General features: G+C 67.0%; 13 protein-coding genes. 8 read left to right on the top strand and 5 right to left on the bottom strand.

The window, feature by feature from the left end; all coding sequences use genetic code 11:
• Positions 1–82: 82 nt before the first annotated feature.
• A complete protein-coding gene (locus AOZ49_RS25510) occupies positions 83–715 on the bottom strand; it encodes an RlmE family RNA methyltransferase (RefSeq protein ID WP_054428418.1) in 633 nt (210 codons plus the stop codon).
• Between the two features lie 18 nt (positions 716–733).
• On the opposite strand from AOZ49_RS25510, the gene AOZ49_RS25505 reads away from it, so the two are divergent.
• The gene (locus AOZ49_RS25505) at positions 734–1,336 is read left to right on the top strand and encodes a YhbY family RNA-binding protein (protein WP_020926788.1); all 603 of its coding nucleotides are present in this window, start codon (positions 734–736) and stop codon (positions 1,334–1,336) included.
• Between the two features lie 133 nt (positions 1,337–1,469).
• On the opposite strand, the gene greA is transcribed toward AOZ49_RS25505, so the two are convergent.
• Positions 1,470–1,946 carry a transcription elongation factor GreA gene (greA, locus tag AOZ49_RS25500; protein ID WP_006390687.1) on the bottom strand — a complete coding sequence of 159 codons (477 nt, stop codon included), beginning with the start codon at positions 1,944–1,946 and terminating at the stop codon, positions 1,470–1,472.
• 699 nt (positions 1,947–2,645) lie between these two features.
• Between greA and AOZ49_RS25495 the strand changes: the two genes are divergently transcribed.
• A complete protein-coding gene (locus AOZ49_RS25495) occupies positions 2,646–4,265 on the top strand; it encodes a methyl-accepting chemotaxis protein (RefSeq protein ID WP_054478484.1) in 1,620 nt (539 codons plus the stop codon).
• Positions 4,266–4,317: 52 nt separating this feature from the next.
• Here AOZ49_RS25495 and AOZ49_RS25490 read toward each other — a convergent pair whose 3' ends face one another.
• Positions 4,318–5,628: a solute carrier family 23 protein gene (locus tag AOZ49_RS25490; RefSeq protein ID WP_054478481.1), complete on the bottom strand. Its 1,311-nt coding sequence runs from the start codon at positions 5,626–5,628 to the stop codon at positions 4,318–4,320.
• Between the two features lie 133 nt (positions 5,629–5,761).
• Here AOZ49_RS25490 and AOZ49_RS25485 point away from each other — a divergent pair, with 133 nt between their 5' ends.
• The 6 genes from AOZ49_RS25485 (at position 5,762) to AOZ49_RS25460 (ending at position 12,172) form a co-directional block, all read left to right on the top strand.
• Complete coding sequence (locus AOZ49_RS25485; protein ID WP_054478479.1) at positions 5,762–6,193, top strand: FlxA-like family protein; 432 nt, start codon at positions 5,762–5,764, stop codon at positions 6,191–6,193.
• Between the two features lie 127 nt (positions 6,194–6,320).
• Positions 6,321–7,646, top strand: a complete 1,326-nt coding sequence (locus AOZ49_RS25480; RefSeq protein WP_054478478.1) for an ABC transporter substrate-binding protein — start codon at positions 6,321–6,323, stop codon at positions 7,644–7,646.
• Between the two features lie 87 nt (positions 7,647–7,733).
• A complete protein-coding gene (locus AOZ49_RS25475; protein WP_054428423.1) occupies positions 7,734–9,443 on the top strand; it encodes an ABC transporter permease in 1,710 nt (569 codons plus the stop codon).
• Between the two features lie 16 nt (positions 9,444–9,459).
• Complete coding sequence (locus tag AOZ49_RS25470) at positions 9,460–10,545, top strand: ABC transporter ATP-binding protein (RefSeq protein ID WP_054478476.1); 1,086 nt, start codon at positions 9,460–9,462, stop codon at positions 10,543–10,545.
• Positions 10,546–10,569: 24 nt separating this feature from the next.
• Positions 10,570–11,478, top strand: a complete 909-nt coding sequence (locus AOZ49_RS25465; protein WP_054478473.1) for a LysR family transcriptional regulator — start codon at positions 10,570–10,572, stop codon at positions 11,476–11,478.
• Between the two features lie 49 nt (positions 11,479–11,527).
• Complete coding sequence (locus AOZ49_RS25460) at positions 11,528–12,172, top strand: histidine phosphatase family protein (protein WP_054478471.1); 645 nt, start codon at positions 11,528–11,530, stop codon at positions 12,170–12,172.
• Positions 12,173–12,234: 62 nt separating this feature from the next.
• On the opposite strand, the gene AOZ49_RS25455 is transcribed toward AOZ49_RS25460, so the two are convergent.
• Both AOZ49_RS25455 and lpxO read right to left on the bottom strand, forming a co-directional pair.
• Positions 12,235–13,008 (bottom strand): SDR family oxidoreductase, encoded by a 774-nt coding sequence (locus tag AOZ49_RS25455; protein WP_054428427.1) that lies wholly within the window; start codon positions 13,006–13,008, stop codon positions 12,235–12,237.
• 86 nt (positions 13,009–13,094) lie between these two features.
• Positions 13,095–13,991: a lipid A hydroxylase LpxO gene (lpxO, locus tag AOZ49_RS25450; protein ID WP_054428428.1), complete on the bottom strand. Its 897-nt coding sequence runs from the start codon at positions 13,989–13,991 to the stop codon at positions 13,095–13,097.
• Between the last annotated feature and the right edge of the window lie 11 nt (positions 13,992–14,002).

Raw genomic sequence — 14,002 nt, 5'->3', positions numbered from 1 at the left:
ATTTTGCTGGTCGTTGTCTCGGCAGGCCGGCCGCCATCGGGCCGGTGGGTTCTTGTGACCGGGGCACGGGCCCCGGCGCGGGCTATTTCAGATCGCGGGCAACCAGAAAGGTTTCGGAGGACTTGTCCCGCGACGCCTTCGGCTTACGCTCGACCACCCGCTTGAAGTGCTGCTTGAAGGTTTCCACGATCTGCGAAAAGCCGGTTCCGTGGAATGCCTTGACGATCAGCGCCCCGTTGGGCTTGAGGTGAGCGAGGGAAAACTCCATCGCCAGCTCGCACACGTGCTGGATGCGCGCGGCGTCGGCGATACCCACGCCAGATAGGTTGGGGGCCATGTCGGAAATTACAAGGTCCACCGCGCGCGATCCGACCATGTCTTCCAACTGTTTCAAAATGTCATCTTCGCGGAAGTCGCCCTGGATGAATTCGACGCCCGCCACGGGCTCCATGGGCAGCATGTCCAGGGCGATGATGCGCCCGTCCACCACCCCGCCCGGCCCCGCCAGGCGCTCGCGCGCCACCTGCGACCAGCTGCCGGGGGCCGAGCCGAGGTCGACGACCAGGTCGCCGCGGCGCAGCAGTTTCTCGGTGTCGAGAATCTCGATCAGCTTGAAGGCGGCGCGGGCCCGGTAGCCCTTCTGTTGCGCCATCTTCACATAGGGATCGTTGATGTGCTGGTGAATCCAGTCTTTGGAGAATTTATTCTTGGCCATTACCGTACAATTCCACGCATGCCTATATTAGAACTTACCTCTCGTGAGCGCAGCGACCTTCGGTCCGCCGCTCACCCTCTGCGCCCCGTCGTCCTGATCGGCGACAATGGCCTGACCGAAGCCGTGCTCAAGGAAATCGACCTGGCACTCACTTCCCACGGCCTGATCAAGGTCCGGGCCGGCGGCGACGATCGCGAGGCCCGCGAGGCCATGCTGTCGACGATCTGCGACACCCTGTCCTGCGCCCCGGTGCACCACCTGGGCAAGACCCTGATCCTGTTCCGCCCGCTGGCCGGCAACATCAAGCCGCCGGTGCTGGCCGCCCTTGAGCCGGAACGCCCCGCCAAGCGCCGCGCCTCCGAGCCGCATACGCCCAAGAAGCTGGCCGCCGAAGGCAAGACCCTGGCCAAGCGTCCGCGCCGTTCCGAGACGGAAGAGCCCAAGCCGAAGACGCGCTTCGTGCCGCAGGACCAGCTCAACAAGAACGGCAAGCCGATGCGTCCCGGCACCAAGAAAACCACTTCCGGCAGCCACGGCATCCCGCGCCGCGCCGGCAGCGCACTGAGCCTGCGTGCCGGGGCACGCAGCGGCACCAGCCGCAAGTCGTCGCCCAAGCGATAGCACCGCCAGGCACAAAAACGGGCGCTTTACGCGCCCGGTCCACCATAGTGTTCCGCAATCTTGCCGCGGGAATCCTTCCGGATGCCCGGTTCGGTCTATGGTGTTTTGCTGATTTTACCGCTTAGGGCAAGCGTTAGATGTAACGCACGCCCAGGACTTCATACTCGCGAACGCCAGCCGGGGCCTTGACCTCGACCACGTCGCCTTCGCTCTTGCCGATCAGCGCGCGGGCCACCGGGCTCGACACGGAGATCAGGTTTGCCTTGATATCGGCTTCGACGTCGCCGACGATCTGGTACGTCACGCGATCACCCGAATCCAGGTCCTCGATGTCGACGGTGGCGCCGAACACGGCACGACCTTCGGCCTCGAGCGAGCTCGGATCGATCAGGTGGGCATTGGAAAGCGTGCCCTCGAGCTCGGCGATCCGGCCCTCGATGAAACCCTGGCGCTCGCGAGCCGCGTCATACTCGGCGTTCTCCGACAGATCGCCCTGCGCGCGCGCTTCGGCGATAGCGTTGATGACGGCGGGACGTTCCACGGTTTTCAGCCGCTGGAGCTCTTCTTGCAAGCGCTCGGCCCCGCGCACGGTCAAAGGAATGGCAGACATGTCGTTTCCCAAACAAAAGTAGAAAACGCCCCCGACGGAGCGTTCTCGGTGTGAAGGTCCTGGACCTGACGCATGGGCGCCGTCGGAAGCGGAATCGTGACGGGCAACGTCTTGAGCGGAACGGCCAGGGGCGGGCAAGGCTGAACCCGATGGATCCCCCGCTGCCCGCTCGGGCCGGCCCGCCGGACGAATGCGGCAAGCTGCGACCAAAACAAAACCCCGGCTCGGGTCGGAACCGGGGCAATCAAGGTCATATTGTGGTCAAAGTCCACGGGAATTGCAAGCCACCGGAGAAAACGGCGTTTTCGGCGCATTTCGGCGCTGTAACCCGCTAAAACCCGTCGTTTCCCCGATCGGCGCCGGCGTTGCGTAAAAGATACTCAACAGTAGGGACAAACCCGGCCGCCGCGGGGTTTATGTAAAAACGCCATGTTGTATTCAATAAAAAAGGTATAACCGACAAACTGGCCCATTAATAACAATTAAATACATGCCGGTATTCGCCGGCATTTTCCTGTTTTAAGCGAAGGGATACGCGGGTCTGCCGTTTCGGCCACGCGTAAAGCGATTGATTGTGCGTGTTGCAGGTTGGGCGGACGCATCGCAGTCATCCGGGCGCGACGTTCGTCCCTCTATCGCAGCGCTGGCGTGCAAAGGATCCGCGCCTGCGGTGGAGCGCGTTCAAGAACGGGAGCTCCCATGCTGGAAAAACTGAAAGTCCGTACGGGCATGATGCTGGTGCTGGCCTGCTTTGTGATTACCCTGGCGCTGGCTTGCGGCTTGAGCTGGATGAATGCCGAAAACAGCGTGCGGGAAATCGAGGACCTGAATAATGTGGCCGTGCACCAGGTCGATCCGCTTTATGAATCGAACGCCGCGTTGCTGCGCACCCGGCTGTCGCTGGCCGCGAGCATCGCCGACCTGCAGGCCGGCGCCAACGACCAGGCGGCCAGCGCGGAAGCCGCCGCCGCCGGGCAGCTGAAGCTGGCGCGCGAGCGCTTCGACCGCTACATGGCGGTGCCCAAGAGCGAGCGCGGCCAGGAGCTGGCGCTGGTCCTGCAGGGCCGCTTCAACGCCTACGCCGCCGGGCTGGACGAACTGGACGCGGCGCTCAAGGAGCGCTCGGTCGCGCGCTACCAGCAGAACGAAGCTCGCGTGCGCCAGGCCGACGCCGATTTCGCCAAGGACATGCAGGTGTTCCTGGCGCGGGTCCAGGAGCGCAGCGACAGCGTGCTGGACCGCTCTCAGACCACCTATTCGACCGCCCGCATCTCGGCCATCGTGCTGCTGTCGGTGGCGTTGCTGCTGGCGGTGCTGTGCTGGGCCTTCATCCGCCGCGGCGTGCTGCTGCCGCTGCAGGACGCGGGCCGGCATTTCGACCGGATCGCCGCCGGCGACCTGACCCAGCGGGTCGACGCCCGCTCCAGCAACGAGATCGGCACGCTGTTTTCCGCGGTGCGGCGCATGCAGGACGGCCTGACACGCACGGTGACGACGGTGCGCCAGGGGGTCGAGGAGATCAACGTCGGCGCGGCCGAGATCGCCGCCGGCAACGCCAACCTGTCGACCCGCACCGAGGAGCAGGCGGCCGCGCTCGAAGAGACCGCCTCGACCATGGAAGAGCTGGCCGCCACGGTCAAGCAGAACGCCGAGAATGCCGCCCAGGCCAACCAGCTGGCGGCGGTGAGCATGGAGGTGGCGCAGCGCGGCGGCCATACCGTCGGCCAGGTAGTGGCCACCATGCAAGGCATCTCCGACAGTTCGCGGCGCATCGCCGACATCGTCTCGGTGATCGACGGCATCGCCTTCCAGACCAATATCCTGGCGCTGAACGCCGCCGTGGAGGCGGCCCGCGCCGGCGAACAGGGCAAGGGCTTCGCCGTGGTGGCGGGTGAGGTGCGCACCCTGGCGCAACGCGCGGCGCAGGCGGCCAAGGAGATCAAGGCGCTGATCGAGACCTCGGTCGAAACCGTGGCGGCCGGCTCGTCCCAGGTGTCGGCGGCCGGCCAGACCATGGAGGAAATCGTGGTCTCGGTGCAGCGGGTGGCCGACATCATGGGCGAGATCTCGGCGGCCTCGGCCCAGCAGGCCGGCGGCATCGACCAGGTCAGCCTGGCGGTCTCGCAGATGGATGAGGTGACGCAGCAGAACGCCGCGCTGGTGGAAGAGGCCTCGGCCGCCGCCTCGGCAATGGAAGACCAGGCACGGCGCCTGGCGGAAGCGACCGCGGTCTTCAAGACCCAGTCGGGCCAGGTGATCGAGGTGGCGCCGGTGCAGGTCGGCGGCAGGACGCAAGCGTCGCGCCTGTCGCGCTCCTGAGCGAGGTGGCGCGGCCGCGGCCGATCACAGCCGGTCGCGGCTCCGCCCCGCCCTACTTCTTGCGGCGCAGCAACGCGTACAGGATGATCGCGCCGAAGGTCGCGGTACCGATGCCGCCCAGCGTGAAATTGCCCAGCTTGACGGTGAAGTCGCCCGCGCCCAGCACCAGCGTGACCGCGGCCACGATCAGGTTGCGGTTGTCGCTGAAATCGACCTGGTTCACCACCCAGATGCGGGCCCCGGCAATGGCGATCAGGCCGAACACCACCACCGACATGCCGCCGAGCACGGGCCCGGGAATGGTCTGGATCAGGGCGCCGAACTTGGGCGAGAAGCCCAGCACGATGGCGATCAGCGCGGCGATCACGAACACCAGCGTCGAATAGATGCGGGTCACCGCCATCACGCCGATGTTCTCGGCGTAGGTGGTGACGCCGGTGCCGCCGACGGCGCCCGAGACCATGGTCGCCACGCCGTCGCCGACGAAGGCGCGGCCCAGATAGCGGTCCAGGTCCTGGCCGGTCATGGCGCTGACCGCCTTGACGTGGCCCAGGTTCTCGGCGACCAGGATGATGGCCACCGGCACGATCAGGCCCATGGCCTCGGCCTTGAAGACCGGCGCGGCGAAGTGCGGCAGGCCGAACCAGGCGGCGGCCGACACGGCCGAGAAATCGATCGGCTTGCCCAGGTTCAGGCCGTTGGCGCAGATTGCGTAGACCACGCAGGCCAGAATCAGGCCGACCAGGATCAGCAGGCGTTGCACCATGCCCTTGGTGTAGACGGCGATGCCGCCCACGCACAGGATGGTGACGATCGCCATGGCGCTGTCGAAGCCCGAGGCGCCCATGGCGCCCTTGGCGGCGATCGGGGCCAGGTTCAGGCCGATCACCGCGACCACCGCGCCGGTCACGACCGGCGGCATCAGGGTGTCGATCCAGTTGGCGCCGCCGCCGGCGCGGCCGTTGGCGATCCAGACCAGGACGCCGATCAGGGTATAGGCCAGGCCGCAGGCGATGATGGCGCCCAGCGCCACGCCGATATTGGCGTTGGCGCCGCCGCCGGCATAGCCGGTGACGGCGATGACGCCGCCGATGAAGGCGAAGCTGGACCCCAGGTAGCTGGGCACGCGGCCGCCGACGAACAGGAAGAAGATCAGGGTGCCGATGCCCGACATCAGGATGGCGACGTTGGGATCGAAGCCCATCAGCAGCGGCGCCAGCACGGTGGAGCCGAACATCGCCACCACGTGCTGGGCGCCCATGGCCACGTTCTTGGGCCAGGACAGCCGTTCATCGGGGGCGATGATGACGCCGGGCTGGGCGTCGTCCGCCAGGCGCCAGCGCGGAAAATAGGTCTTGGACATGGATTCCCCGGGAGTGATTGGTGTGAGCGGGCGCCAGTGTAAAGGGGGCCGGGAACGGGCGGCAACTTAAGTTCCCCGGCCAGATGCCGTATTAGTGGAAACCCCAGTCAATCCTTCTGCCCCGGAGACTTCCATGGCCATCGATTCCATCAGCGGCACCTCGCGCATCGGCAGCATGGCGGACCTGTGGGCCCAGAAGATCCAGGCCAACAAGGAAGCCAAGGACGCCAAGGCCGGCGATCCGGGCGTCAGCGTCACGCCCGACGGCAAGATCCGCGTCAACAACGCCGGCGCCACGAAGGTGGGCCAGACCCAGGAAACCGAATCGTCCGAAAACGACGACTATTACACCCAGGTGATCAAGGAACTGCAACGCCAGCTCAAGCGCGTCATGGAGCAGATCGCACGCGTGCGCGACAGCAATGCGTCGGCGGAACAGAAAGCCACCCAGATGCAGGCGTTGAACGGACAGGCGCAGCAGATCATGGGCCAGATCCAGAAGGTGATGACCGAGAAGATCAAGGCGATGGCCAAGGCCACCGGCGGCGTCTCGGCCACGGCCTAGCTTTCTTCCCGCGGGTTCTCCCGAATGCCCGCCACACTGATGGCGCGCATCAAAATTTGTGATTGGACTGGCGGCGCATGCAGCCGCTAAGGTCTCCGGACAAATCAAAAAACCACGGAGACAAACCATGCATGCAATGCGCACAGCCCTTGCAGGGGCGCTGCTGGCCGCCTGCGCCGCCCCCGCCCTGGCGGGCACCGTCACGGTGATCACGTCGTTCCCGAAAGATTTGACCCAGGCCTACAAGACCGCGTTCGAGAAGGCCAACCCCGGCATCACGCTGGAAATCCTCAACAAGAACACCGTGTCCGGCATCGCCTACGTGCGCGAGACGCCGGCCGGGCAGCGTCCGGAAGTGTTCTGGGCCAGCGCGCCGGACGCCTTCGAGGTGCTGGGCCGCGACAAGCTGCTGGCCAAGTCGGCGGACGTCGCCAACAAGGACGTGCCGGACAAGATCGGCAACTACCCCATCAACGACCCGGGCGGCATGTACCTGGGCCAGGCGCTGGCCGGCTACGGCATCGTCTACAACACGCGCTACATCGCCGCGCACAAGATCCCCGCGCCGGTCGAATGGAAAGACCTGCTGGCGCCGCATTGGTTCGGCCACGTCGGCATCACCTCGCCGTCGCGCTCGGGCACCATGCACCTGACGGTCGAGACCATCCTGCAGGGCGAAGGCTGGGACGACGGCTGGAACACGCTGCTGCGCATGTCGGGCAACAGCAGCGCCGTCACCGAGCGTTCGTTCGGCGTGCCGGACGGCGTCAACAACGGCCAGTTCGGCGCGGGTCCGGTGATCGACTTCTTCGGCCTGTCGAGCAAGTACTCGAAGTTCCCGGTGGAATTCGTCTATCCCTCCGAGACCGCCATCGTGCCGGCCAACATCGCGCTGATCGACGGCGCCAAGAACACCGAAGAAGGCAAGAAGTTCATCGCCTTCACGCTCAGCCAGGCGGGCCAGGAACTGCTGCTGGAGCCGAAGATCTCGCGCCTGCCGGTGCTGCCGTATTCGGCGCTGGGCGGCAAGGTGCCGCAGGGTTATCCGGATCCCGCCGAGATCGCGCGCCGCAGCAAGGTGCAGTTCAACGCCGACCTGTCGCAGACGCGCTATTACGTGGTGCAGTCGCTGTACGACCAGACCGTCACGTTCCGCCTGAAGGGGTTGCAGGCGGCGACCAAGGCGATCTACGACGCCGAAGCCAAGCTCGGCGACAAGGGCAAGAGCGGCAAGCCGGCCGAACTGCTGGCGCAGGCCCGCAAGCTGGCCTGGGCGCCGCTGGTGGACGGCAAGCAGGCCGCCGATCCCGAGTTCCTGAAGATCTTCAGCGGCAACAAGAAGGACGCCGCGGTCAACCAGCAGATCACCAAGCTGGAAGGCGAATGGAACGGCACGGCCAAGAGCAATTATGAGCAGGCCGTGAAGCTGGCGCGGGAAGCCGCGGCGCTCTGAGCCCGGCTCGCGCCGGACGGGGGGCTCGCCCCGTCCGGCCGCCGCCCCGCCGCGGGCGGCCTGTCTTGAACCATTACGGGAATCTCGATGAATCTTCCGGGCCATTCACGCCTGCCCGCCGGCCCCGTGCTGGCCGCGCTCCTGGTGCTGGGTTTCCTGGCGCTGTTCCTGGCCGTGCCGGTGGGCACGGTGTTCTACAGCGCCTTCGTCAACGCCGACGGCGGCTTCACCATCGGCCACTTCGGCGCGTTCTTCAACCAGCCGCTGATGCTGGAGGCGTTCTTCAACAGCCTCTACGTGGCCGGCTGGTCGGCGCTGCTGGCCTCGCTGATCGCGGTGCCGCTGGCGTACTTCACGGTGCGCTTCGACTTCCGCGGCGCGCTCATCATCCAGACGCTGGGCGTGCTGCCGCTGATCATGCCGCCCTTCGTCGGCGCGGTGGCGATGCAGCTGATCTTCGGCCGCTCGGGCAGCGTCAACCTGCTGCTGAACGACTGGTTCGGCTTCACCATCCCGTTCATGGAAGGCCTGAACGGCGTCATCTTCGTCGAGGCGCTGCACTACTTCCCGTTCATCCTGATGAACCTGGTGGTGGCCCTGCGCAACATCGACGGCGCCATGGAAGAAGCCGCCTTCAATCTGGGCGCGCGCGGCTTCCGGCTGTTCCGCCGCGTGATCTTCCCGCTGGCGCTGCCGGGCTACGTGGCCGGGACTTCGCTGGTGTTCGTCAAGGTATTCGACGACCTCGGCACGCCGCTGGTGCTGGGCACCACCAACATGCTGGCGCCGCAGGCCTATCTGCGCATCACGCAGGTGGGGCTGGAGGATCCGCTGGGCTACGTCATCAGCGTCATCATGATCGCCTTCTCGATCCTGGCGCTGTGGCTGTCGGCGCGGGTGCTCAAGGGCCGCGACTATTCCACGCTGCAAAAGGGCGGCAACTCGATCCAGAAGCGCAAGCTGCGGCCGGCGGAAAGCGTGCTGGCCTATGGCTGGATCATCCTGGTGCTGCTGCTGGTGCTGTCGCCGCACATGGGCGTGCTGCTGCTGTCGCTGGCCAGTGTCTGGAGCTTCGCGCCGCTGCCGGACGGCTACACGCTGGCGCACTACAGCGCGGTGTTCAGCGAGTCGCAGGGCATGATCGCCAACACCCTGCTCTATTGCGGCCTGGCGGCGGGCGTGGACGTGATCCTGGGCACCGCCATCGCCTACCTGATGCTGCGCACCCGGCTGCCGGCTCGCCAGTGGCTGGACTTCCTGGCCTCGGCGGCGCTGGCGATCCCGGGCATCGTGCTGGCGATCGGATTGCTGCGCACGTTCCGCGGGGTGGAGATCCCGGGCACCGGCACGCTGCTGACCTCGTCCTGGATCATCATCATGATCGCGTACTCGGTACGGCGGCTGCCCTACGCGCTGCGCTCGTGCGTGGCCGCGTTGCAGCAGATCAACGTATCGCTGGAGGAAGCGGCGCAGTCGCTGGGCGCGACTCGCATGCGCACCATCCGGCGGGTGGTGGTGCCGCTGATGGCCGGCGGCATGCTGGCCGGCTTCGTGACCAGCTTCGTGACGGCGGCGGTAGAGCTGTCGGCCACCATCATGCTGGTCACCAAGGACAGCCAGGCGCCGATGAGCTATGGCATCTATCTGTACATGCAGAGCGCGGCGGGCCGGGGTCCGGGCGCGGCGCTGGGCGTGCTGGCGGTGGCCGCGGTCGCCATCGGCACCTATGTCTCGCACTTGCTGGTCGAACGGGCCCAGTCGCGCCAGCGGCCGGCGCGCCACGACGAGACGGCCTGAATCAAGGGGAATCGACATGAAGAAAGTCAGCGTTGAATGCCGCAACATCCGGCTGTCGTATGGCAAGACGGAAGTGCTCAAGGACGTCAACATCAACATCGAACCGGGCGAGTTCTTCGCCCTGCTGGGGCCGTCGGGCTCGGGCAAGTCCACCCTGCTGCGCCTGATCGCGGGCTTCAACCGGCAGGACGCCGGGCAGTTGCTGGTTGACGGCAAGGACATCAGCGCCATTGCGCCATGGAACCGCAACATCGGCATGGTGTTCCAGAACTACGCGCTGTGGCCGCACATGACGGTGTGGGACAACGTCGCGTTCGGGCTGGTCGAACGCAAGCTGCCGCGCGAGCAGATCCGCGCCAAGGTCGAGGCCGCGCTGGAGCTGGTGGGCCTGTCGCAATATGGCCGCCGCCGTCCCAACCAGCTGTCCGGCGGACAGCAGCAGCGCGTGGCGCTGGCGCGCACCATCGTGATCGAGCCGCAGGTGCTGCTGCTGGATGAACCGCTGCCCAACCTGGACAAGAAGCTGCGCGTGCAGATGCGCCAGGACCTGCTGAGCCTGCAGCGGCGGCTGGGCATCACCACCATCTTCGTCACCCATGACCAGGAAGAGGCCATGACCACCGCCGACCGCATGGCGGTGCTGGACCATGGCGTGGTGCAGCAGATCGGCGCGCCCAGCACGCTGTTCGACTACCCGGTGAACCGCTTCGTGGCCAACTTCGTCGGCACCATGAACGTGCTGGAGGGCGAGGTGCGCGAGCGCACCAGCGGCAGCGTGGTGCTGGCGGTGGAAGGCGTGGGCGACCTGCACCTGCCGCTGGCGGCCGAGGCGCCGGCGGCGCAGCGGCTGGCGGCGAGCTTCCGGCCGCACACGGTGCAGATCGAGATGGCCGACGGGCTGGGCGATGCGCGCTACGTGTGGCTGCCGGGCGTGGTGGAAAGCAGCGAGTTCCTGGGCGAATTCACCCGCTACCAGGTGCAGATCGGCGAGCAGCGCCTGACGGCCGACCAGTCGCACCTGGCGGGGCTGTCGCCGTTCCCGGTGGGCGCGCCGGTGTCGATCGGGCTGGAGCCGACCCAGGTGCGGCTGCTTGCCGCCTGAGCCGGCTTCCCCTACAAAGGCGGCATGGAAATCTATCAGATCCGCGCCTTCGTCACGGTTGCCCGCCTGGGCAACCTGACGCGGGCCGCCGAAGCGCTGTCGCTCACCCAGCCAGCCGTCACCGCGCAGATCAAGGCGCTGGAGCAGAGCCTGGGCGTGGCGCTGTTCGACCGCAGCGGCGGACGGCTGGCGCTGGCCAAGGCCGGCGAGATGCTGCTGCCCACCGCCGAATCACTGCTGGTGCTGGGCGCGCAATTCAAGTCCGAGGCGCAGCAGCTGCAGGGCAGCCTGCAAGGCGTGGTGGAGCTGGGCCTGCCCAGCGAAAAGCCCGACTTCCTGCGCCTGGGCGAACTGGCCGCGGCCATCACGCAGCGGCTGCCGCTGATCGAATTGAAGACGCAGATCCAGCCCACCGTGGTGCTGGCCGAGCAGGTCAGCACCGGCCGACTGCCGGCGGCGCTGACCATCGCCGCGCACCCGCCGCGCGGCGTGCTGTGGCTGCCGCTGCGCAGCGTGCGCTACCGCATCGCCTTGCCGACCGAACACGCCGCGGTGCTCAAGCGCGGCGGCTGGCGCGAGGTGGCGCAATTGCCGTGGCTGGACGGGCCGGCCAGCAGCCATACCCACCTGCTGCTGCGCGACATGTTCGAACGCCACGGGCTGTCGCCGCGCATCGCCATGCAGAACGACGATCAGGCCAACCTGGAGGCGCTGGTGCGGGCCGGCGCCGGCTGCGCGCTGCTGCGCGAGGAGACCGCGCTGGCCGGCGCGGCCTCGGGCGACTTCATGGTGTGGGGCCAGGCGCGGGCCGACGCCATGCTGGGTTTCATCCTGCCTTATGAACGCGCTAGCGAGCCCGCGCTGGTCGCGTTAAGCTCGATCATTCAAGCCATCTGGAAGCCGCGCGCGCCAGTCGCGCCCGAGCCCCTCTGAGCCGGGCCGGCCCGCCGCCCGCGCCCTTCCCTACCGTATCGACACCGCAATGACTGAAATCTGGTTCATCCGCCACGGCGAAACCGACTGGAACCGCCAGCGCCGACTGCAAGGCTGGCAAGACATCCCCCTGAACGAATTCGGCCGCAACCAGGCCGGCCTGCTGGCCTCGCGCCTGCGCGAAGACGCCCGCAGCACGCCGATCGATGCGATCTACAGCAGCGACCTGCAACGCGCCCACGCCACGGCCACGCCAGTGTCCGAACAGCTGGACCTGCGCGTGCGGGTCGAACCCGGCATCCGCGAGCGCGGCTTCGGCGTGCTCGAAGGGCTGGACCTGGAACGCATCGACGTGCTGGCGCCGGAAGCCGCGGCCGCCTGGCGCAGCCGCGATCCGCTGCGCGCGCTGGACGGCGGCGAGACGCTGGGCCAGTTCCAGTCGCGCGTCATTTCGACGGTCGACGACGTGGCCAGCCGCCATGACGGCGAACGCATCCTGATGTTCACCCACGGCGGCGTGCTGGACATCATCTGGCGCCACGCCAGCGGCGTGCCGCTGAACGCGCCGCGCGACGCGGCGCTGCTGAACGTCAGCATCAACCGCGTCGGCGTGCGCGGCCGCCAATGGGAAGTGCTGCATTGGGGCGACGTGGGCCATGTGGCCACGGAAGTGGGCGACGACGTGGTGCCGTGACGGCCGGCGCCGGGCCTGCGTCCGGCACGCCCGCCCACCCCGGCGGCTGCATGATCGCCGGCTCAGCCGGCCTTGTCCGCCTTGCGCGGCTTGCGCGGCGCGTTGCGCGCCAGCCGGTCGTAGACCGCGTTGGGCAGCAGCCGCATCAGTTTCGCCACCACGCCCATCTGCCACGGGATCACCGTGTATGACGTGCCGCGGCCGATCGCCGCGTGGGCGCGCTGCGCGAACTTGTCGGCGTCCATCAGGAACGGCATCTTGTACGGGTTATGGGCCGTCATCGCGGTCCTGATATAGCCTGGCGCAATGGTGACGACACGGATGCCGTCGCCCCACAGCTCCAATCGCAGGCTCTCGCAGTAGGTCACCACCGCCGACTTGGACGCGCTGTAGGCGCCCGCGCCCGGCAGGCCGCGCACGCCGGCGACACTGGCGATCCCCACCAGCCTGCCGCCCCCCGCCGCGCGCATCGGTTCGACGAAGGGCTCGAAGGTCGCCACGGTCGCCAGGAGGTTGGTGTCGACGATGGCCTTGAAGACCTCGTAGTCCTCGTGGTGCCCGGTCAAGGTGCCGGCGCTGATGCCGGCGCTGGCGATGACCACGTCCACCCGCCCCTGGCAGAACGCGATGAAGTCCTGCGCGGCCGCGTGCAGCGCCTGGCGGTCGCAGACGTCCACGGCATAACAGCGATGCTGGCCGGGCAGGCTGTCGGCCAGTTCCCGCAGCGCGTCTTCGCGCCGGCCCAGCAGGCCAAGCGTGGCGCCGCTGGCGGCGTAACGCTGCGCCAGCGCGCGGCCCAGGCCGCTGCTGGCGCCGGTGATGAAGACTCTGTCCATGCTCGCCCCGGGTCGGATGAAAAAAGGCGGAGCCTCTCTGAAGAGAGGCTCCGCCCGCTATGCTACAGGAACGCCGGCGCCGGGGTTTACAGGAAGATCAGCGCGAAGATCGCCGCCACCAGCGCCCATTTGGACAGGTAGTACAGCGGCTTGCTCTTTTTCTTGAGCGCCTTGCCGAAGCGGCGCACGGCATACACCGCGCCGAAGATGCGGTTGATGCCGCCGGTGGCGTCGCCTTCCTGGTTGGGCGCGGCGGCCGCGCGCAACAGGAAGCCGCCGACCACGCGGTTGAACGCCCGGGCCCAGCGGTAACGCATGGGCCGCTCGACGTCCGCGAACAGGATGATCCGGTTCTGGTCGGTCTTGTTTTCGGCGTAATGGATGAAGGTCTCGTCGAACACGACCGCCTCGCCGTCGCGCCAGTAGTATTCCTGGCCGTCGACGTTGATGTAGCAGTCGGGGCTGTTCGGCGTGATCAGGCCCATGTGAAAGCGCAGCGAACCGGCATACGGATCCCGGTGGCGCGGCAGGCGGCTGCCCGGCGGCAGCGAAGCGAACATCGCGGCCTTGATGGTCGGAATGCCCGCCAGCAGCTTGGTCGTGACCGGACAGAGGGCCTCGGCCGACGGATGGTCGGCGTCGTACCACTTCAGGTAGAAGCGCTTCCAGCCCGTCTTGAAGAACGAGTTGAAGCCCGCGTCGTTGTACTTGTCCGAGGCCTTGATGTGACCGTCACCATACAGGTTGACGGCCTCGGCCCGGATTTCCTCGCAGCGGTCCAGCAAGACCTTCAGCTCCGGGAACTGGTCCAGATCGAGATAGGGCTTGTTGGGCACGCTGGAGAATGCGTACATGAAACAGTTCAGCGGCGCCGTGAAGGTGGAATGATCCAACGCCTGCCGCGAGAACTTGTGTCGGACGCGGCCACGGTAGTGAACTACCGTGGCGCATACGATAAACAACGCCAGAATGAACCACTTCATTCTTTTGCCTC

This window comes from Achromobacter sp. 2789STDY5608615 (assembly GCF_001298995.1).
In the GTDB taxonomy this organism is placed as follows: Bacteria; Pseudomonadota; Gammaproteobacteria; order Burkholderiales; family Burkholderiaceae_B; genus Achromobacter; species Achromobacter insuavis.
The sequence above is the reverse complement of the archived record's forward strand: the minus strand, read 5'-3'. Positions and strand labels throughout refer to the sequence as shown.

Coding starts and splice junctions, on each gene's coding strand:
- AOZ49_RS25455 (WP_054428427.1), bottom strand. CDS start 13,008: ATGGACAGAGTCTTCATCACCGGCGCCAGCAGCGGCCTGGGCCGCGCG.
- AOZ49_RS25465 (WP_054478473.1), top strand. CDS start 10,570: ATGGAAATCTATCAGATCCGCGCCTTCGTCACGGTTGCCCGCCTGGGC.
- AOZ49_RS25470 (WP_054478476.1), top strand. CDS start 9,460: ATGAAGAAAGTCAGCGTTGAATGCCGCAACATCCGGCTGTCGTATGGC.
- lpxO (WP_054428428.1), bottom strand. CDS start 13,991: ATGAAGTGGTTCATTCTGGCGTTGTTTATCGTATGCGCCACGGTAGTT.
- AOZ49_RS25480 (WP_054478478.1), top strand. CDS start 6,321: ATGCATGCAATGCGCACAGCCCTTGCAGGGGCGCTGCTGGCCGCCTGC.
- AOZ49_RS25490 (WP_054478481.1), bottom strand. CDS start 5,628: ATGTCCAAGACCTATTTTCCGCGCTGGCGCCTGGCGGACGACGCCCAG.
- AOZ49_RS25475 (WP_054428423.1), top strand. CDS start 7,734: ATGAATCTTCCGGGCCATTCACGCCTGCCCGCCGGCCCCGTGCTGGCC.
- greA (WP_006390687.1), bottom strand. CDS start 1,946: ATGTCTGCCATTCCTTTGACCGTGCGCGGGGCCGAGCGCTTGCAAGAA.
- AOZ49_RS25510 (WP_054428418.1), bottom strand. CDS start 715: ATGGCCAAGAATAAATTCTCCAAAGACTGGATTCACCAGCACATCAAC.
- AOZ49_RS25485 (WP_054478479.1), top strand. CDS start 5,762: ATGGCCATCGATTCCATCAGCGGCACCTCGCGCATCGGCAGCATGGCG.
- AOZ49_RS25460 (WP_054478471.1), top strand. CDS start 11,528: ATGACTGAAATCTGGTTCATCCGCCACGGCGAAACCGACTGGAACCGC.
- AOZ49_RS25505 (WP_020926788.1), top strand. CDS start 734: ATGCCTATATTAGAACTTACCTCTCGTGAGCGCAGCGACCTTCGGTCC.
- AOZ49_RS25495 (WP_054478484.1), top strand. CDS start 2,646: ATGCTGGAAAAACTGAAAGTCCGTACGGGCATGATGCTGGTGCTGGCC.